The organism is Bradyrhizobium sp. CCBAU 45389 (assembly GCF_028128625.1).
Classification (GTDB): Bacteria; Pseudomonadota; Alphaproteobacteria; order Rhizobiales; family Xanthobacteraceae; genus Bradyrhizobium; species Bradyrhizobium liaoningense_B.
The window spans coordinates 186920-205421 of record NZ_LBIY01000092.1; the positions used below are offsets into that span (position 1 = coordinate 186920).

The 18502-nt window shown below is 64.7% G+C and carries 15 protein-coding genes; 7 read left to right on the forward strand and 8 right to left on the reverse strand.

What is annotated here, in order from left to right; translation table 11 throughout:
- Positions 1 to 98 precede the first annotated feature (98 nt).
- The 4 genes from XH79_RS23395 (at position 99) to XH79_RS23410 (ending at position 3907) form a co-directional block, all read left to right on the forward strand.
- Complete coding sequence (locus XH79_RS23395; RefSeq protein WP_271583095.1) at positions 99 to 1217, forward strand: AraC family transcriptional regulator; 1119 nt, start codon at positions 99 to 101, stop codon at positions 1215 to 1217.
- Positions 1218 to 1226: 9 nt separating this feature from the next.
- Positions 1227 to 2249 carry an LLM class flavin-dependent oxidoreductase gene (locus XH79_RS23400; RefSeq protein ID WP_271583096.1) on the forward strand — a complete coding sequence of 341 codons (1023 nt, stop codon included), beginning with the start codon at positions 1227 to 1229 and terminating at the stop codon, positions 2247 to 2249.
- Between the two features lie 98 nt (positions 2250 to 2347).
- A complete protein-coding gene (locus XH79_RS23405; RefSeq protein WP_026312577.1) occupies positions 2348 to 2809 on the forward strand; it encodes a DUF2846 domain-containing protein in 462 nt (153 codons plus the stop codon).
- 21 nt (positions 2810 to 2830) lie between these two features.
- Positions 2831 to 3907 (forward strand): M48 family metallopeptidase, encoded by a 1077-nt coding sequence (locus XH79_RS23410; RefSeq protein WP_271583097.1) that lies wholly within the window; start codon positions 2831 to 2833, stop codon positions 3905 to 3907.
- A gap of 61 nt (positions 3908 to 3968) precedes the next feature.
- Here XH79_RS23410 and XH79_RS23415 read toward each other — a convergent pair whose 3' ends face one another.
- The 5 genes from XH79_RS23415 to XH79_RS23435 all read right to left on the reverse strand — a co-directional run bounded on the left by XH79_RS23415 (position 3969) and on the right by XH79_RS23435 (position 9759).
- Positions 3969 to 5012: a zinc-binding dehydrogenase gene (locus XH79_RS23415; RefSeq protein WP_271583098.1), complete on the reverse strand. Its 1044-nt coding sequence runs from the start codon at positions 5010 to 5012 to the stop codon at positions 3969 to 3971.
- A 13-nt stretch (positions 5013 to 5025) separates the two neighbouring features.
- A complete protein-coding gene (locus XH79_RS23420; protein ID WP_271583099.1) occupies positions 5026 to 5712 on the reverse strand; it encodes a class I SAM-dependent methyltransferase in 687 nt (228 codons plus the stop codon).
- A gap of 107 nt (positions 5713 to 5819) precedes the next feature.
- Positions 5820 to 6854: a tripartite tricarboxylate transporter substrate binding protein gene (locus tag XH79_RS23425; protein ID WP_271583100.1), complete on the reverse strand. Its 1035-nt coding sequence runs from the start codon at positions 6852 to 6854 to the stop codon at positions 5820 to 5822.
- A gap of 22 nt (positions 6855 to 6876) precedes the next feature.
- Positions 6877 to 8964: an acetate--CoA ligase family protein gene (locus tag XH79_RS23430; RefSeq protein ID WP_271583101.1), complete on the reverse strand. Its 2088-nt coding sequence runs from the start codon at positions 8962 to 8964 to the stop codon at positions 6877 to 6879.
- 3 nt (positions 8965 to 8967) lie between these two features.
- Complete coding sequence (locus tag XH79_RS23435) at positions 8968 to 9759, reverse strand: enoyl-CoA hydratase/isomerase family protein (protein WP_271583102.1); 792 nt, start codon at positions 9757 to 9759, stop codon at positions 8968 to 8970.
- A 220-nt stretch (positions 9760 to 9979) separates the two neighbouring features.
- Here XH79_RS23435 and XH79_RS23440 point away from each other — a divergent pair, with 220 nt between their 5' ends.
- Positions 9980 to 10765 (forward strand): IclR family transcriptional regulator, encoded by a 786-nt coding sequence (locus XH79_RS23440; protein ID WP_271583103.1) that lies wholly within the window; start codon positions 9980 to 9982, stop codon positions 10763 to 10765.
- A 60-nt stretch (positions 10766 to 10825) separates the two neighbouring features.
- Positions 10826 to 11179, forward strand: coding sequence for a hypothetical protein (locus XH79_RS23445; protein WP_212348650.1), 354 nt, complete (start codon positions 10826 to 10828; stop codon positions 11177 to 11179).
- A 50-nt stretch (positions 11180 to 11229) separates the two neighbouring features.
- Here the strand turns inward: XH79_RS23445 and XH79_RS23450 are convergent, their stop codons facing one another.
- From XH79_RS23450 to XH79_RS23460, 3 genes are all read right to left on the reverse strand, one after another.
- Positions 11230 to 12132, reverse strand: coding sequence for a hypothetical protein (locus XH79_RS23450; protein WP_442869969.1), 903 nt, complete (start codon positions 12130 to 12132; stop codon positions 11230 to 11232).
- 119 nt (positions 12133 to 12251) lie between these two features.
- Positions 12252 to 13034 carry an alpha/beta fold hydrolase gene (locus XH79_RS23455; RefSeq protein ID WP_212348653.1) on the reverse strand — a complete coding sequence of 261 codons (783 nt, stop codon included), beginning with the start codon at positions 13032 to 13034 and terminating at the stop codon, positions 12252 to 12254.
- A 53-nt stretch (positions 13035 to 13087) separates the two neighbouring features.
- Entirely contained in the window at positions 13088 to 13351 is a 264-nt protein-coding gene (locus tag XH79_RS23460) for a hypothetical protein (protein ID WP_271583105.1), read from the reverse strand.
- A gap of 185 nt (positions 13352 to 13536) precedes the next feature.
- On the opposite strand from XH79_RS23460, the gene XH79_RS23465 reads away from it, so the two are divergent.
- Positions 13537 to 18360 carry an NAD-glutamate dehydrogenase gene (locus tag XH79_RS23465; protein WP_271583160.1) on the forward strand — a complete coding sequence of 1608 codons (4824 nt, stop codon included), beginning with the start codon at positions 13537 to 13539 and terminating at the stop codon, positions 18358 to 18360.
- Positions 18361 to 18502 lie beyond the last annotated feature (142 nt).

Genomic DNA, 18502 nt, shown 5'->3' on the forward strand with positions numbered 1-18502 from the left:
TTGTTATCGTGAGCCAATAAGTTGATTTTTCATGCCGCGATCACGATCGGCGAGCCCGAAGAACGAGGCCCGCAGCGACAACGACGAAAGGGTTCGGTGTGCCGGGTGCCCATTCGCCCCATTTTGAAACAATGCCCAGTGCGACCGGCGGAATCGCCCGCCTGGTATGGGCACGCCTGCAGGACGCCGGCATCGAGGCGGACAGTCTGTTGTCCAGGGCCGGATTGACTCTCGAGCAGATCGAGGATCGCAAGGCGCGCCTGAGCGTCGAGAGCCAGATCAGGTTTCTGGAACTTGGGGCCGAGGCGTTGCAGGACGACAATCTCGGCTTCCACCTGGCACGGGACTTCGACCTTCGTGAAATTGGCCTGCTCTATTACGTGGCCGCATCCTCCGGCACGATCGCGGAAGCCTTCGCAAAGGCCGAGCGCTATTGCCGTCTCGCCAACGAGGGGATTTCGCTGCGATTCGCCGCGAAAGAGATGACGATCACGCTGAAATATGTCGGTGTGGAACGGCGCTCGGATCGGCACCAGATCGAGTTCTGGCTGACCTCGATCATTCGCCTGAACCGCGCCCTGACCAATCGCCGTCTGATCCCGAGCCGACTGAAGATGGTGCATCGCCGGCGAACGACGCCCACCGAGGTCAAATCGTTCCTGGGGTGCGAGATCGAGTTCGGGTCCGATGTCGATGAGATCGCTTTCCCGGTATCCGTGGGACCGATGGCGATCGAAAGTGCCGACCACTATCTGAACGACCTGCTGGTGACGTATTGCGAGCAGGCGCTCGCACACCGGAAATCCGGCGGCGTCTCGCTCAGATCGAGCGTCGAGAATGCAATCGCCCCATTGCTTCCGCATCGTGAGGCTCGGGTCGAAGAGATCGCCCGCCGCTTAGGCATGAGCCATCGCACGCTGGTGCGGCGCCTCGCTCTGGAGGGATTGACCTTCAGCGGCATCCTCGACGAGATGAAGATCGACCTCGCCAAGAGCTATCTGAAGGACGATCAACTGCCTATTTCGCAAACCGCCTGGCTGCTCGGCTACGGAGAAGTCAGCGCATTCACCCACGCCTTCAAGCGCTGGACCGGAATGACGCCGAGGCAATGGCGCGCCCTGGACACCCCCGAACGGGACCACGACGCAGGCGATGGGCCAGCTCATGAGCAGGTTTCCGCCGAGAGGCCCATCGCAAATCGCCGCGACCAACCCTAAATTGCCTCCATGAAGAAAATCGGATTTCTGTCCTTCGGACACTGGACGCCCTCGCCGCAATCGCAGACCCGCTCGGCCGGCGATACGCTGCTGCAATCGATCGAGCTTGCGGTCGCCGCAGAGCAGCTCGGCGCGGACGGCGCCTATTTCCGCGTGCATCATTTCGCGCGGCAGCTGGCCTCGCCCTTCCCGCTGCTTGCCGCCGTCGGTGCGAGGACCAGCACGATCGAGATCGGCACGGCCGTGATCGACATGCGCTACGAGAACCCGCTCTACATGGTGGAGGACGCCGGCAGCGCCGACCTCATCGCCGGCGGCAGGCTGCAGCTCGGCATCAGCCGCGGCTCGCCCGAGCAGGTGATCGACGGCTGGCGCTATTTCGGCTACCGGCCGGCCGAGGGCCAGAGCGATGCCGACATGGGCCGGCGCCACGCCGAGGTCTTCCTCGACCTCTTGCGCGGCGAAGGTTTTGCCGAGCCCAATCCGCAGCCGATGTTTCCGAACCCGCCAGGCCTCTTGCGCATCGAACCGCATTCGCAAGGCCTGCGCGAGCGCATCTGGTGGGGCGCCGGCTCGAACGCCACCGCGGTGTGGGCGGCGAAGCTCGGCATGAACCTGCAGAGCTCGACATTGAAGAGCGACGAGACCGGCGAAGCCTTCCACGTGCAGCAGGCGGCCCAAATTCGCGCCTATCGTGCGGCGTGGAAAGAAGCCGGCCACAGCCGCGAGCCGCGCGTGTCCGTGAGCCGCAGCATTTTTGCTCTGATGGACGATCGCGACCGCGCCTATTTCGGTCGCGGGGGCGAGGGTGAAGACCAGATCGGCTTCATCGACCCGCGCACGCGCGCGATCTTCGGACGGAGTTATGCGGCGGAGCCGGACGTGCTGGTCGAGCAGCTGCGGCAGGACGAGGCGATTGCGGAGGCGGATACGTTGCTGCTCACGATTCCGAACCAGCTTGGTGTCGCCTATTGCGCGCACGCGATCGAGGCGATCCTCACGCATGTGGCGCCGGCGCTGGGGTGGCGGTGAGGCGGGCCATGCTGCTCGCCCCTTGGTCGTGATTGACTTCAAGCACCACCCAGTTCAATGATGTCCCCGGGGACAATTGGAATCGATTTGAGGCTGGAATGCGTGGGGTGGTGGGGATCTTTGCCGTGGCCATGTTGCTTGCGGGGTGCGCATCGGGGCAGCTGGGTGGCGCGGCTCTGACTGACAACGTCAAGTCAAATACGGCGCGCCTGGTGGTCTATCGTTCGTCGGCCCTGGGATTTGCGGTCATGCCCAACTACGCCGTCGATGGACGCGTGATTGGCGGCAGCCAAGCTGCGGGTTTCGTGTCGTGCGACCTGCCTCCGGGCCGGCACGAGGTCGCCGTCAACAATCTGCCGCTGAGCAGCAATCTGTTCGGCCAGGGAAGCGAGAAATTGAGCCTCGATTTGCGCGCCGGCAGCACCACCTATCTTTCCGCCCAGCCGCAGATGGGAATCGTGACGCCCGGCGCAATCACGCTGATCCAGGTCACGGAAAGCCAGGGCCGCGCCGACGTCGCCAGCTTGCGTCAGAGCACAGGCTCGTGCGGCAAGGCCTGAGCCTGACGACTCAAGACGCGGATGAAACGTTTCATCCTGAACATCATCCTGCGCCTCGGTCGCTACGCCGTGCTTCCGGCCGTCGCGCTGGCTTGTGCGATCCTGGCCGTTTGGCTGATGGCGATGGACCGCTACGCGATCACCGCGCTGGTCACGGCGCCTGTCGTGTTCTCCATTTTCCTGGGCGCGCTGGCGCTCACGATCGGGCTCCTGCTCCTGCCCTCGCGCAAGCATCGGGATTTTGAGGCCGACGAGGCAATCGCTCCGGGCCTTTGGGCGATGTGGAGGGAGCTCGATCGCAGCTTCGCCCGATCGCGCCGCACCCTGCTGATCAACACCGATTTCAATGCCTCGATCGGCGAAGTGAACCGGTACGCCGGGCTGTTCGGGCAACACGTCACGATGACCGTCGGCTTGCCGATGCTCATCGTCCTGGACGAGCGCGCGATTCGCGCCGTCGTTGCCCATGAGGTGGCGCACGCCCAGCTTCGGCACACCTCGGGAAGCATCAATCTCGCGGATTTCATCGCGGCTTCGGAGAATGTCTTCCTCTACGCCGATCCGGAATGGACCATCACCGGGCGCATTGTTCGGGCGCTGCTCCATTCCATGCTCGAATGGCTCGAGAAGGAATATCGCGCGCTATCGCGGGAGAACGAGCTGGGCGCCGATCTCGGTGCGGCCGAGCAGGTTGGCCGCGGCGAAACCGCGCGTGCGCTGGTGCTGATGGAAGCCTGCGGAACGCGTCTCATCGATCTCGTGTTCGCCCCTCTGCAAAAAGAAGTGCTGGGCGCAATCAATGCGCCGCGGCCGCCTTTCGAACGGATCGTCAAGCAGCTCGCGGATATCAGGGCGCCGGAGCCGATGGCCGCCGCTGCCGTCGCGGGTTTGAGCCGCGAGCATGATCCCGATTCGACGCATCCGCCTTTCGGCAAGCGGCTCGCCAACCTCGGCTACACCGACATTCCCGAGATCGACGAGGTCCGGACATCCGCCATCGACCAACTTCTCTCACGGGACGCAGCCAAAGATCTCCCAGCCCGCTTTGACGGGGAATGGCGAAAGAAGGCGCAGGAGTGGGTCAGCGTCGGCAGGTGATCGCGGCTGAAACCCGAGCAACTGCCCCGGCTGCGGAATGCTCCGGACCATGCAGCAGCGCTCAGCCGACGTTCAGCAGAATCCGCCCCGACTCGCCGCTGCGCATCAGATCCAGCGCGTCATTGATGTCGTCGAGCGCAAACTCGTGGGTGACGATGCCGCGGTAACTGACCTTGCCGGCCTCGTCGAGGCGGACGAGACGCGGGATATCGCGCGCGGGCTGACATTGCCCGCCTTCCGAGCCCTTCAGCACCTTCTCGAAGTGCAGGGGCAGCGTATAGATCTCGACCTTCTCGCGGGGAACGCCGACGAGGATGCAGCGGCCTTTCCTGGCGGTGACCTCGTAGGCGAGCTCGATCAGGGTCCTGACGCCGGTGGTCTCGACGACCTTGTCGGGCCCCTCGGCCCCCGTGATGTCCCGAACCGCGGCGGCGACATCCGTCACCGCGTCGGAGTTGATGGTGTGGGTGGCGCCGAACTGCTTCGCCATCTCCAGCTTGTTGTCGAGCCGGTCGATCGCGATGACCGGATGAGCGCCGACCATCGCGGCGAACTGCACGATGTTCAGGCCGACGCCGCCGACGCCGAACACGACGACGGCTTCGCCGATGGCGATCTGCGCGTCGTTGTTGACGACGCCGAGCGCAGTCGTCACCGCGCAGCCGAGCAGTGGCGCGCTGGTGCGGTCGATCGAGGCCGGCACCGGCGTGACGCGGTTTTCCGACACCACGGCATAGTCGTTGAAGGTGGTGACCCAGCCCGCGTTGAGCCGCTTGCCGCGCCATGAATAGACCGGCGTGTTGGACTGGATGCCCTTGCCCGGCCGCCAGTGCATGACGACGGTGTCGCCCTGCTTGCAGGAGACGACGCCGGGCCCGGTTTCGACGATGGTTGCGAGCGCCTCGTGTCCCAGAAGGTGCGGCAGGAACTTGTCGACGCCCTTGACGGCGTCGATCTCGTTGATCTGTGCGCCGCAGATGCTCGAGGTATGCACGTGCGCAAGCACCTGGCCGTGCTCGAGGGTGTCAGGCAGGGTGAACTCGTCGACGATCAGCGGCTTGCCCGATTCGACGAGAATCGCAGCCTTGGCAGTCTTGATATCCATGAGGCGCGCCCGGTCACTCGAAATAGATGAATTCGTAATCGCCGGTGTAACCGAGCTTGCCGTACAGCCAGATCCATTCCGAGGAGTGCAGGATGGATTCCGCCGTCAGGGCCCAGCATTCGAGGTTGTGCAGCTCGGCGACGTTCCGGTAGCTCTCGACCATGACGTATTTGTTCTTGCCGACCCGCTCGATCTCCTTCAGCGCGGCATCGAGCTCATAGAGCCTGAGATTGTGCAGGGTGCCGAGCGAGATGACGAGGTCGAAACTGTCGTCACCATAGGGATAGACGTCCTGGGCGCGATGGTTGAACAGATACGGCCGTACCTGCTCGTGGGAATTGGCAAGACCATGCTTTGAGATGTCGAAGCCTGTGACCTTCAGGCCCGGCAGGATCTTCTGCATCTCGTACAGCAGGAAACCCTTGCCGCAGCCGACGTCGAGCACGCTGGAGCCGTCCTTCAGGCCGTAGGTCTCGATCAGCGCCCTGGCGACCGGCGCCCAGCGCCCCTCGATGAAGCGGTAGCCGCCATAGCCGAAGCGGCGGTCGCCATCCCAGTAATCGGCCTCGTATTCCCGCGCCTTCAGCGAGCAGCCGATCTTGTCGTCGTTCATGCGCCCCATGTAGTCGCGCTTGGTCGCAGTGTGCAGTGGCGTCACGATATTCAGCAGTCGTCCCATTGAGCCCTCGGATTCCATCACGCGCTGAGAATGTCTCAGGCCGTGAACCGCGACTCAACCCTAGCACTTTCGCCGAGGACTATCGTTGTTTCAGATCAATGACTGCATATGGGCGACGGCGCCCGCCGCTATTGCACCTCGATCTTCGCGTCCTTGACCAGCTTGCGCCAGCGGTCCTCTTCCTGCCGGACATAGCGATCGAGCTCTTCGGGAGCGCTGCCGACCATGATGAGGCCTTCGTTGGCCTCCAGCTGCTTGAAGACACCGGACTTGACCGCCTTTGCGACCGCCTGATTCAGGCGCGCAATCACCGGAGCAGGTGTTTTGGCCGGAGCGTACAATCCGTACCAGGACTCGGCGGCGTAGCCGGGCACCCCGGCCTCGGCGACAGCAGGCAATTGCGGGAACGCTGCCGAACGCTCGGCGGATGTGACGGCGAGCGCCCGGAGCTGGCCCGCAGCCACCAACGAGGCCGCGCTGGCCACGGTGGTGAACATCACGTCGATCTGTCCGCCCAGGAGATCGCTGATCGCAGGCGCTGCGCCCTTGTAGGGTACCGCCGTCATCTTGACCTTGGCCATGGAATTGAACAGCTCGCCGGCGAGATGGGCCGAGGTGCCGGTGCCGAACGTGCCGAAATTGAGCTTGCCCGGATTGGCCCTGGCCTCGGTGATCAGATCGGCGATCGAGTTGATTTTGGATGCGGGGTTGACGACGACGATATTGAAGGATCGCGCGATCAGCGACACCGCCGAAAAATCCTTGTGCGGATCGAACGGCAGCTTGTTGTACAGGCTCGGGTTGACCGCGTGCGCGAAGGTCGCCATCAGCAGCGAATAGCCGTCGGGCTCGCCGGTCGCCACCGTCTGGGTTCCGATGATGGTCCCGGCGCCCGGCTTGTTCTCGATGATGACGGATTTGCCGAGGTCCGTCTGGATTTCCTGCGCTGTCGTTCGCGCGATGATGTCGGTCCCGCCGCCGGCCGCGAAGGGCACCACGATCTTGATGATCTTGTCGGGATACTCGGCCCGCGCCGGCGCCACTCCGAGCCCCGCGACAACAGGCAAGACGGCGCAGGCGAGGATGGCGAGGTTCAGGCAGCGCCGCGCGGCAAAACTCTTCCCGCGCGCGCCTTCGTGATTGATGATTTCGCCAATGGCCATCTGGAGCTCCATCCGGTTTTGTTCAGACATTGAGAACAACCAATCCGTCCGCCGCCTTCACGCCCCGGCCCGCCGGCAGCACGAAGACCGGATTGATCTCGGCTTCAGTGAGGCGGTCGCCGAGCTGCGCAACCATGCGCGAGAAGGCGACGACCGCTGCTGCGAGCGCTTCGACATCGCATGTCGGCCGGCCCCGAAAACCGTCCAGCAACGGCCATGTGACGAGATCGCGCGCCATCGCGCGGGCCTCGGCCATGCTGAGGCCGCCTTCCGGCGGAAGCAGACGCATCGTCGTGTCCTTGAACAGCTCGGCGGCGACGCCGCCCATTCCGAGAAGGATTGCTGTCCCCAGAGGGTCACGATGCATCCCGAGAATGATTTCAACGCCGCCCGAGATCATCTCCTGAACCAGGAATCGGTCAGGTCGCGTCCCGATCCTGAGCGCGACCTCGTCAGCCATCGCCGTCATGCGGCCGCCGATCGTCTCTTCTGTCAGGTTGACGGCGACGCCGCCGACGTCGCTCTTGTGCGCGATCTCGCGCGACAGAATCTTGAGCACGACGGGGCCGCCGAAGTCTCGCGCCGCCTGCTCCGCTTCTTCGGCCGTTGCGACCACCTTCTCTACAGCGATGGGAATACCAAAGCGGCCGAACAGCCCCTTGGCCTGCGCCTCATCCAGCGGCCCCGCTTGGAATTCGCCGATGTCGACCGTCGTCAGGGTGGAGCCGGATGACTGGACCTGCTCCGGAATTCCGGCCTGCAAAAGCCCGTCGAGCGCATTGGCGCAGCTCTCGGCGGAGGTGTAGGCCGGGACGCCGCGCCGCGTGAGGACGGAGACCACGTCGGGCGCGTAGGGACTGACATAGGCCATGACGGGCTTGTCGCTGAGCGGCAGGCAGTCGTGGATGGCATCGGCCATCAGCGCCGGCGATCCCACGGCTGAGGAGCCGGCAATGACGGCTAGCGCATCGTAGGAGGGACTGGCGAGCAGGATGCGGATGGCACCGCGCAGCAGATCCGGCTGCAAGCCGGCCAGGGTCACGTCGATCGGATTGCGATCGAGCGTGGCGTGCGATCCCGATTGCAAGGCGCGCAATTGCGCGGCCGTCTCTGCATCGGGGGCGGGCGTTGCAAAGCCTGCGACTCCCAGACTGTCGGACACGATCGTGCCGGCGCCGCCGGTCGAGGTGAGGATCGCCACGCGCTTGCCGCGAAGCTTGCGTCCTGCCGCAAGGGCTGCGGGAACGTCGAGCAGGTCTTCGAACGTCTTCGCGCGGATCACGCCGAGCTGCCGGAACAGGGCGTCATACATCCGGTCAGAGCCCGCAAGCGCCCCCGTATGCGAGACGGCCGCCTTTGCACCCGCCTCCGATCGCCCGATCTTGAAGGCGACGATCGGCTTGCCGGCGCGGCGCGCCTTGAGCACCGCCTCGCGGAAGCGAAGGGGATTGCGGATCGCCTCGATATAGAGCGCGATGACTTTGGTCGCGCCGTCGTCGGCAAGAAAGTCGATGACGTCGGCGAGCTCCAGATCGGCCTCGTTGCTGGTCGACACCAGCTTCGACAGCCCCACCCCGCGCGCCGCAGCGCGCGACAGTACGGCGCCGAGAATGCCGCCGCTCTGCGAGACCAGCCCGATCGGGCCTGCCGGGAAGTGGTCCATCGCCAGTGCGCCGGAGGCCGACAGCACGATATTGTCGGTGAGATTGACGAGGCCGATCGTGTTCGGCCCGAGCAGGCGCATGGATCCGGCGGCCTGCATGAGTTGTTGCTGGCGCGCAGCGCCTTCCGCCCCGGTCTCGGTGAAGCCGCTGGCGAGGACGATCGCCGCCGCAGTCCCGCGCTCGGCCAATTCGCGCACCGCAACGTGGGCGCGCTCGGCGCCGAGCAGGACAATGCCGACATCGGGGACGTCAGGCAGCGAAGCGATGTCGGCGTAGCATTTGAGACCGCCGATCTCTTCGACCTTGGGATTGACGGGATAGATCTCGCCCGCGAATCCGTGCTTCTGCAGATATGAGACCGGCCGACCCGACGTCTTGCTGGGGTCGGCGGATGCGCCGATGACGGCGATGCTGCGCGGCCGGATCAGGCGTTCGATCGCGCTCATCGCTCAATCCTTCGACGCGGATTGCGCGAGGAACGCCGTCACGGCGTCACGATGTTCCGCGCTGGTGTAGCAGATGGCCTGCGCCTGGCTGCCGAGATTGAAAATGTCGTGCGCGGAATGCTCGAACGTCTCGTTCAGGATCTTCTTGCTCAGCGCAAGCGCGGTGGGAGACCCCTGAGCCAGTTCGGCGGCCCAGGCCTGCGCGGCCGGCAGGAGGTCGGCCGCCGCCACCCTGCGATCGACGATGCCGAGCGCGACCGCCTCGTCGGCCTCGACGACGCGTCCGGTGAAGATCAGCTCCTTCGCCCTGGGAAGCCCGACCCGGCGCGGCAGAAAATACAGTCCGCCGCCGTCGGGTATCAAACCGCGCTTGATGTAGGACCAGGTGAACTTCGATCGCTCGGTGCCCATGACGAAGTCGCAGGCGAGCGCAGTGTCGGCACCGAGACCCGCCGCAGCGCCGTTGACGGCGGCGATGGTCGGTTTCGGCAGGCCCATCAGCAGCGACTGCACGTGATGCACGCCCTGCTGACGGCTCCATCCGTTGAATGCGACTTCACCCTGCGGCGCCTCGAGCCGGCGCTTCATTCCGCTGATGTCGCCGCCGGCGCAGAAAGCGTTGCCGCGCCCCGTCAGCACCAGCGCCTTGATCGCCTTGTCGCGGGACACGGTCTCGAGCGCGCCTGCGAACTCGGAGCGCATCTCGTCGCTCATGGCGTTGCGCCGTTCCGGCCGGTTGAACGCGATCGTCGCGACACCGGCCTCGACGGAAAATTCGATGAGCTGATAGGGCATGGCAAGCTCCGCGGTTGGAGTCGGATCGATTCACCGCCACGCATCGCGGATATCGCAAGAATCCGCGCAGGCTCCCGAATGCCGATTTCAGGCGCTGCCGTTTCCTCGTCGAGCCCGTGCGTAGCCAGGCATTCTTCTTTCTCGTCGCGTAATAGCGGCTTGCACCCTCCCGAACATCCCCCTAATTCCACTTAGTGGAAATACGTAAGGAGGGCTGGATGTGACGCAGGTGCGCAGATATGCGGGCGGGATCGACGGCAACCGGTCGCTCGAAAGAGGCATCGAGATCCTGCGGGCGTTCCGGCCCGGCGTCGACACGTTGGGCAACGGCGAGATTGCAGAACGAACAGGCTTGGCGCGGTCGACGGTCAGCCGGCTGACACGAACGCTGGTCAATTCCGGGATGCTCGACGAAGTCCGCAGCGAGCGGGCTTACCGCCTTGCCGCGTCCGTCATCAGCATCGGCCACGCCATGCGGACGGGATCACCCGTGCTCAACACGATCGGAGCGATGATGCGCGCTGAATCGGCGAAGCGCCGGCTGAACGTCGGGCTAGCTACCGCTGATAGAACCATGATGGTTTATCTGGAGTCGATCCGCTACAGCCCGCGCGCAGCGCTGCGCAACGTGGTCGCCGGCCAGCAGGTGCCGATGGAGCTGACGTCGCTGGGTCGCGCCTACCTCGCCGGCATTGACGAGACCGAACGCGAACGGTTGCTGAGACAGTTCAAGCGGCGCAGCGCTGCGGCCACCAAGGCGCTGCTGGCAGACGTCAGGCGATCTATCAGCGCCGTCGAGCGCGACGGCTATTGCGCAGTGTCATGGCAGCCCGCCGTTCTTGCCGTCGCAACGCCCATCGTGCTGGAGGGCCTTCCGGTCTACGCACTCAACATGAGCCTGCAAAATGTCGACCGGTCCGACGCACTGGCAAGCGAAATCGGCTCATACCTCAACGCCTTCGCGGCCAAGTGCAAGGAGGCGCTGGGGGGTCGTGAACCCGAATGACGCGATGGCCGACGAAGAGGGGCGCCGCATCTCCGTGGCGCCTGCGCTGTCGAGCAACATATGAGAAAGCGAACGTCCCTGGTTGTTCTCGTTGCGGCCCTGCCGCTGCTGGCGGCGTGCGGACAGCCGGTACCGGAGGACAAGGCCGCCTATGTCGGCGAATGGCACGCGCCGGCGATGGACGTCGAGCTGACCAGGGACGGGATCGTCCACTACAAGCGCGTCACGGAAGGCACCAAGATCGGCGAGGTCACGACAACGATCAATGCGCCGCTGCGGCGGTTCGAGGGCGATAATTTCGTCGTCGGAATTCCATTCCTGTCGACGACATTCGAGGTGTCGACGCCGCCTCACCAGGAGGCGGGGACATGGAAGATGGTGGTCGACGGCGTGGAGCTGACCCGCTCTCGGTAGCAACCAGCCGAGCTACGGGCGCATGCGCCGGCAAATGTCGCGCGGCGCCGTCACAGTTTTCCATAGACGCGCCCGGCGACCGCCTTCAGGCGCTCGACCGAGCCGGACTCCGGATGCGGCTTGACCGGCGCGAACAGGATCGAGGCCTGCCTGCCGTTCTTCCAGACATAGATGTTGACGGCGTTGCCGTTGCCCTTGGTGCAGGAATGCTCGCCGAACGCCTCGCTGCCGAGTTCGGGTATCGCCACGTGCTGGCACGGGCCCGTGCGTTTCATCATGCCAATGACGGTAGCGCGCGAGATGTCGATCACCCCGACGGTCATGGTGTTGGCCTCGCGATCGAACATCATGCAACTGCCCGCGCCGGTCCGCTGCACCGTCAGCGTGCTCTTGTCGAGAAAGCCGTCGGCATCGGCGGCCGTGAGCCACTCGCAACTGCCGAACCGCTCGCTGCTCTTGCTCACACTTCCGATGGCAACGCGCGCGGCTTCGGTGAGCGGCCCGAGCAGCGCGTCGTCGGCGCGCCGGCCGATCGGATAGACGGTGATCTGCAGAATGTAATCGCCGGACAAGGCGACGACCGAGGCCTCCTGGCGCTCCGCGCCGGCGGCGCTCGATCCGCCCTGGCCTTCCTCGCCGATCCCGGACACCGCGTTCAGCGGCATGCGCTCACTGAGCGTCTTGACGAAGGTCGCGTACAATTCCCTGGCGCGGTCCTTGTCGGGATTGCGGAATACGCTCAACATCATCGTGTCGCCGCGCCCGGCCTGATAGATGCAGCCGCGACCGTCCTGATTTGAAATCAGCGACCATTTGAGCGCCGGCATCGCACCGGCGAGCTCCCGGGCGCTGATGAACGGGCAGGTTTCGGCCGCGCGCACGGGAAGCACCGGGCCGGCTGCGAATGCAAGGATCAGGAGGAGGCAGGAGAACAGACGATCGGTCGTGCGCATGGGACTACTTACTACCGCAAATGGCGCGCCACGGCCAATGAAGGTGGGCATTATTGCTTCGCCGTGGCGCTATGATGAATCTCGCCGACCCGCGCACGGCTATCCCGCCGCGACGAAGCTTACCCAGGTCTTCGCACGTAGAGCGAGATAAACCGGTCGATCATCGGGTTGATCTGCTCCGGCACTTCCAGCGACAGGAAATGCCCGGAGCCGACGGCCTTGGCCGTGACCAGTTGCGGGCACAGCGCCGCAAAACGATCCAGATCCGCGAGCCGATGGGCCGCTTCGATGTAGAGCACCGGGACCCGGCACGCCTGCGCGCACTCACGCGCCCGATGCACATCCCAGGGGAACAGACTTGTAAACGTGGATACCAGCACGTGCTGTGGCGTCGCCAGAAAGGTCTGTTCGACATGGGCGCGGCATCTGTCGGTCGGCAGACAGGAGTCCGCCACGATTTTCCGGACCTCGTCCGCAAAATCCGCACCCTTCAAGCCCTCCAGATACCCTGTAAACACCGTCCCTGCTGAGGCAGGGAAGAGAACCCCTGAATCGAGCAGCACCAGGCCTGCAGGAAAGTCCGGATAGCGGGCGGCGATTTCGAGGGCCATGTTGCCGCCCATGCTTTGACCCACGATGACCGGCTTTGTGATCTGCTGTCGGTTGCACAGAAAGACGAGATCGTCGGCGAAGCCTTCGATCGAATACGCCTGTTGCGGCTTGTCGCTCTCGCCATGTCCCCGCAGCTCGGCATTCAACGCCCGACCTTCACGGGCGAAATATTCCATTTGCGGCGCAAAATGGGTGCGATCCCCGCCCAGGCCATGGACGAACAGGAATTGAAGCGGTCCCGCCCCGGCGATGTCGAAGGAGAGCTGGATGCCGTCATGCGCGAGTTTCATGGGTCATCTCCATATTCACGGACATGTCCAGGCGTCTCTGGCGAGTACCTAGTCTAAGTGACGCGCCACGGCTGATAAAGATGGGCACTCCGGGTTCGCCGCGCTGCCGTGATGCTGTGGCCGAGAAGCGTTCCGGTCGCGGTCACGAATAGTGAGCAGCCGTGCGACGACGTCGTCCCGCGCAGAAACGGCAGGTTCTGGAGTGCCCAGTTTTGGACTGAAATGGCGCGCCATTCAGAATGGAAACACGAACTCATACACAATTGAAATTCCTCGTCATTGTGCAGAGCACCAAATGACGCGATGGTCGTCGGCATCGGTTTTCCGCCTTAAGCACGCCTCACAACTTCGCGCGCCATGACGGCTGCGGAATGCTAGTATCGTCGAAGCCGCACGACCGAAGATTTCGCCGAGGCGATTGAAACGCGGTCAAGACGATGCGCTCGAAGAGGCGCACTCCAAGAACAATGCCCGACCGTCATTGCGGCTCGTCGGCCGGGAGATGGAGGACGCTATGGCTTGGCGTGACGACAAGGCCCGGGCAACTCTGATCCACGAGGCAGCAGGAAGCGTGCAGCCGGGCAAGGCCCCCGGCAGCTTTGCCGAGCTTCTGTTCGCCTTCACCAATGTCGAGGATCTCGCCAGTCACGATGCCGCCTCGCTTGCCTTCCTGGCGGAGCAAGCCTGGGAGCATGTGCAGCGGCGCACGGCGGGGCGTGCCGATATCCGCGTCGTCAATCCGCTGATGCCGGACGGGCGCGAGATCTCCGTGCTCGAAATCCTGAACGACAACATGCCCTTCCTGTTCGATTCCACCATGGCGGAGCTCACCGAGCAGGGCATCGAGGTCACCCTCGTCGCTCACCCCATCATCGCGGTGGAGCGCGACGACCAGGGCAAGCTCCTGCGCTTCTACGGCGAGGCACTGCCGGAAGGGGCAAAGGGCGCGCGAGAGAGCCTGATTCACCTCCACATCACCCGCCTGGACGCCGACGCGGACCGCGAGAGGCTGGTTGACGGCCTCACCAGGACGCTCGGCGACGTACGCGCCTGCGTCGCGGACTGGCGCGCCATGCGCGACCGCGTCGAGGACGCGGTCAAGACGTTCTCGTCCAATCCGCCGCCGCTGCCGATCGACGAGGTCGCCGAGGCCAACCAGTTCCTGCAATGGCTGTGCGCGGACAATTTCACCTTTCTCGGCGTGCGCGAATATCGCTTCTCGCCCGGCCGCGATGCGTCGGACGACATCACGACCGCCGAGGGCCTCGGCATCCTCCGCGATCCCGACGTGAAGGTCCTGCGCCGCGGCAGCGACATGGTGGTGATGACGCCGGAGATTCGCGAGTTCATGCGCGAGCCGACCCTGCTCATCGTCATCAAGGCCAATGTAAGCAGCCGCGTTCATCGTCGCATCCGGATGGATTATGTCGGCATCAAGCTCTATACGCCCGACGGCCGGCTCGAGGGTGAATTGCGAGTCGTCGGCCTGTTCACCTCGGGTGCCTATACGCGCTCGGCACGACAGATCCCCTATGTTCGCCACAAGGTATCGCGGGTGCTCCAGCGCGCCGGCTTCGACCCGAACAGCCATTCCGGCAAGGCTCTCCAGCATATTCTCGAGGAATATCCGCGCGACGAGCTATTCCAGATCGACGTCGACACCCTCTTCGATTTCGTCATGGAGATCCTGATCCTCTATGAGCGCCCCCGCGTCCGGGCGCTGGCGCGGGTCGACAAGTTCGATCGCTTCGTTTCCATCCTCGTCTTCATTCCGCGCGACAAATACGACACCGACGTGCGCATGCGCGTCGGCGCCTTCCTGTCGCAGAGCTACAAGGGGGCACTGTCGGCCTCCTACGTGTCCTTCCCCGAAGGAGCATTGGCGCGCGTCCACTACATCATCGGACGCTATGAAGGTAAGACTCCCGCCGTCGAGCGCGCCACGCTGGAAGCCGGGATCAGCGCCATTGCCGCGACCTGGGCCGACAAGCTGAAGGCCGCGCTGGCTGCGTCGACCGACGGCATGCGGGCGCGCATGCTCGCAAATCGCTACGCCCAGGCCTTCAGCGGCGGGTATACCGAGGCTTCCACGGCAGAACAGGCGGTCGCCGATATCGCCACCGTCGAGAAGCTCGCGCCAGCCCGCCCGGTGACGATCTCGGTTCACCGCTTCGAGGAGGATGATCCCAAGCGCTTCGGCCTGAAGGTGTTTTCGGATGCCGCGCCGCTGTCGCTGTCCTACCGCGTGCCGGTGATCGAAAATCACGGCCTGCGCGTGGTCAACGAACGCACCTATCAGATCGTGCCCGGCAACAGGCCCGAGCCGGTCTGGCTGCACGACATGACGATCGAGACCAGCGACGGCCAGCCGATCGAGATCAGCCGGGACTTCAGCCATCGGCTGGAGGCCTCGATCATGGCGGTGGTCACCGATCGCGCCGAATCCGACGGGTACAATGCCTTGATCCTGCGCACGGCGCTGGGCTGGCGGGAAATCTCCACCATCCGGGCGCTGTCGCGCTATTTGCACCAGATCCGCGCGCCGTTCACCCAGGACTATATGTGGGAGACCTTGCGCAAGAACGCCGCGATCACAGCCAACCTCGTCGCGCTGTTCCAGGCCCGCCGCGATCCGCGCCTCGTCCTGACCGATCGCGAGCGTTCGGCGCGTGAGATAACTCTCCTTGCGGAGATCGAGGAGCAGCTCAAATCCGTCGCCTCGCTCGATGAAGACCGCATCCTGCGCCGTTTCACCAATCTGGTGCAGTCGACCATCCGCACCAATTTGTGGCAGCTCGGCCCGGACGGACATCCGCGTCCGGTGATCTCCTTCAAGTTCGACGCGCGCAAGATCGAGGATCTGCCCCCTCCCCGACCGCTCTACGAGATTTTCGTCTATTCACCGCGTGTCGAAGGCATTCACCTGCGCTTCGGCAAGGTTGCGCGCGGTGGCTTGCGCTGGTCTGACCGGCCGCAGGATTTCCGCACCGAGATCCTCGGCCTCGTGAAGGCGCAGCAGGTCAAGAACGCCGTGATCGTGCCGGTCGGCGCCAAGGGCGGCTTCGTGCCCAAGCGCCTGCCGCCGCCCTCGGATCGCGAGGCGTGGCTCGCGGAGGGCACCGAAGCCTATCGCATCTTCGTGCGCTCGCTGCTCGAGCTCACCGACAATCTCGACGGCGACATCGTGGTGCCGCCCGACTTGACCGTGCGGCATGACGGCGACGATCCCTATCTGGTCGTCGCCGCCGACAAGGGCACCGCCACCTTCTCCGACGTCGCCAACGCGATCTCGGCCGAGAAGAACCATTGGCTCGGCGATGCCTTCGCCTCCGGCGGCAGCCAGGGCTACGACCACAAGAAGATGGGGATCACGGCGCGCGGCGCCTGGGAGGCGGTCAAGCGCCACTTCCGCGAGCTCGGCACCGACATTCAGACCATGCCTTTCACGGTGGTCGGCGTCGGCGACATGTCCGGCGACGTCTTCGGCAACGGCATGCTGCTCTCGCCGGCGACGAAGCTCGTTGCCGCGTTCGATCACCGCGACATTTTCATCGATCCCTCCCCCGACCCGGCGACCAGCTTCACCGAGCGCAAGCGCCTGTTCGACCTGCCGCGGTCGAGCTGGCAGGACTACGACAAATCGCTGATCTCGGAAGGAGGCGGCGTGTTCTCGCGCTCGCTCAAGGCGATCCCGCTCGCGCCGGAAGTGCGCGCCCTGCTCGATCTCGACAAGGAGCAGGCAACGCCCTTCGAGGTGATGACGGCGATCTTGAAGGCGCGCGCGGACCTGTTGTGGTTCGGCGGCATCGGCACCTATGTCCGGTCGTCGGCGGAGAGCGACGATCAGGCCGGCGACCGCGCCAACGATCCGATCCGCATCAGCGGGACCGACGTTCGCGCCAGGGTGATCGGCGAAGGCGCCAATCTCGGCGTCACCCAGCGCGGCCGCATCGAAGCGGCGCAGAAGGGCGTCAAGCTCAACACCGACGCGATCGACAATTCGGCCGGCGTGAACACGTCCGACGTCGAGGTCAACATCAAGATCGCATTGGCGCGCCCCGAGCGCGAGGGGCGCCTCAGCCCGGCTGACCGCAACACCCTGCTTGCCGCGATGACCGGCGAAGTCGGCACGCTGGTCCTGCGCAACAACTATCTGCAGACGCTGGCGCTCTCGCTCGCCGAACGCAAGGGCGTGGCCGAGACCGGCTTCCTCACCCGCCTGATGCAGTCGCTCGAGCAACGCAGCCTGCTCAGCCGCGCCGTCGAATTCCTGCCTGACGACGCCGCGATCGCCGAACGCACACGACGCGGCCAAGCCCTGACCCGGCCCGAGCTTGCCGTCTTGCTCGCCTATGCCAAGCTGACACTCTACAGTGACCTGCTCGAAACCGACGTGCCTGATGATCCTCATCTCGCCCGCAGGCTGTCCCTGTATTTTCCGCGCGAGATTCTCGACAAATTCCCGGCCGCGGTCGAGCTCCATCGCCTCCGCCGCGAGATCATCGCGACCAGTCTCGTCAATGCCGTGATCAACCGCGGGGGCCCGGCCTGCATCGTGCGCCTGACCGACGAGACCGACGCCGATATCTCGACCATCGTCATGGCCCAAGTGGCGGTGGACGCGATCTATGAGCTCAGGCGGCTCAATGACGGGATCGACGCGCTCGACACCCTCATCGACGGACAGTTGCAGCTCGGCCTCTACGCTGCGATTCAGGATCTCCTGCTCTCCCGCATGGTCTGGTACGTGCGCAATGTCGATTTTAGGGACGGCCTGGGCGCGGTCATCGCCCGGTTTGGCCCTGCCGTCCGTGAGGTCGCAGCCTCACTCGACAACGCGCTGCCACCGGACTTGCAGGCCGCACGCAGCAAGCGCCGGCAGGACCTGATCGATGCCGGCGTGCCGACCGGATTCGCCGGCGACCTGGCCGACCTCGACGACCTGGTCTCGGCGCCTGATATCGTGACGGTCGCCGAGCGCACCGGCCGCAGCATCGGTGATGCCGCCGCGACGTTCTTTGCCGCCGAGGCCAGTTTCCGTCTCGACCGCATCACCGCCGCCGCGCGCAGCGTGCCGACCAGCGATCATTTCGAACGCCTCGCCATCGACCGCGCCGTCGACCTGATCGCGGCTGCCGAAAGACGCCTGGCCGCGGATATGCTGACCATCGGCCAATCCGGTCAGCAGGCCGCGGAGACCTGGCTTGCTGCTCATCCCGAGGCGACGCGCATCCGCCGTGCGGTCGAGGAGATTGCCGCCGGCGGCCTGACGCTCGCCAAGCTGATGGTGGCGGCGAACCTGCTGGGGGACCTGGTCAAAGCCTGAGGGCGTGCGAGCAGCGGTGCGAGACGTGCAATGCTAAAGCATGATCCGGAAAAGTGCGAAGCGGTTTTCCGGAAAGATCATGCGCAAACAACAACCTAAAGCGCGATGACGATTCATCCAAATCTCATCGCGCTTTAGCGCA

Bases quoted from the DNA above. Each gene is read 5' to 3' on its own strand.
- XH79_RS23400 (WP_271583096.1), top strand. From the start codon at position 1,227: ATGAAGAAAATCGGATTTCTGTCCTTCGGACACTGGACGCCCTCGCCG.
- XH79_RS23405 (WP_026312577.1), top strand. From the start codon at position 2,348: ATGCGTGGGGTGGTGGGGATCTTTGCCGTGGCCATGTTGCTTGCGGGG.
- XH79_RS23410 (WP_271583097.1), top strand. From the start codon at position 2,831: ATGAAACGTTTCATCCTGAACATCATCCTGCGCCTCGGTCGCTACGCC.
- XH79_RS23415 (WP_271583098.1), bottom strand. From the start codon at position 5,012: ATGGATATCAAGACTGCCAAGGCTGCGATTCTCGTCGAATCGGGCAAG.
- XH79_RS23425 (WP_271583100.1), bottom strand. From the start codon at position 6,854: ATGGCCATTGGCGAAATCATCAATCACGAAGGCGCGCGCGGGAAGAGT.
- XH79_RS23430 (WP_271583101.1), bottom strand. From the start codon at position 8,964: ATGAGCGCGATCGAACGCCTGATCCGGCCGCGCAGCATCGCCGTCATC.
- XH79_RS23435 (WP_271583102.1), bottom strand. From the start codon at position 9,759: ATGCCCTATCAGCTCATCGAATTTTCCGTCGAGGCCGGTGTCGCGACG.
- XH79_RS23445 (WP_212348650.1), top strand. From the start codon at position 10,826: ATGAGAAAGCGAACGTCCCTGGTTGTTCTCGTTGCGGCCCTGCCGCTG.
- XH79_RS23450 (WP_442869969.1), bottom strand. From the start codon at position 12,132: ATGCGCACGACCGATCGTCTGTTCTCCTGCCTCCTCCTGATCCTTGCA.
- XH79_RS23455 (WP_212348653.1), bottom strand. From the start codon at position 13,034: ATGAAACTCGCGCATGACGGCATCCAGCTCTCCTTCGACATCGCCGGG.
- XH79_RS23460 (WP_271583105.1), bottom strand. From the start codon at position 13,351: ATGCCGACGACCATCGCGTCATTTGGTGCTCTGCACAATGACGAGGAA.
- XH79_RS23465 (WP_271583160.1), top strand. From the start codon at position 13,537: ATGGAGGACGCTATGGCTTGGCGTGACGACAAGGCCCGGGCAACTCTG.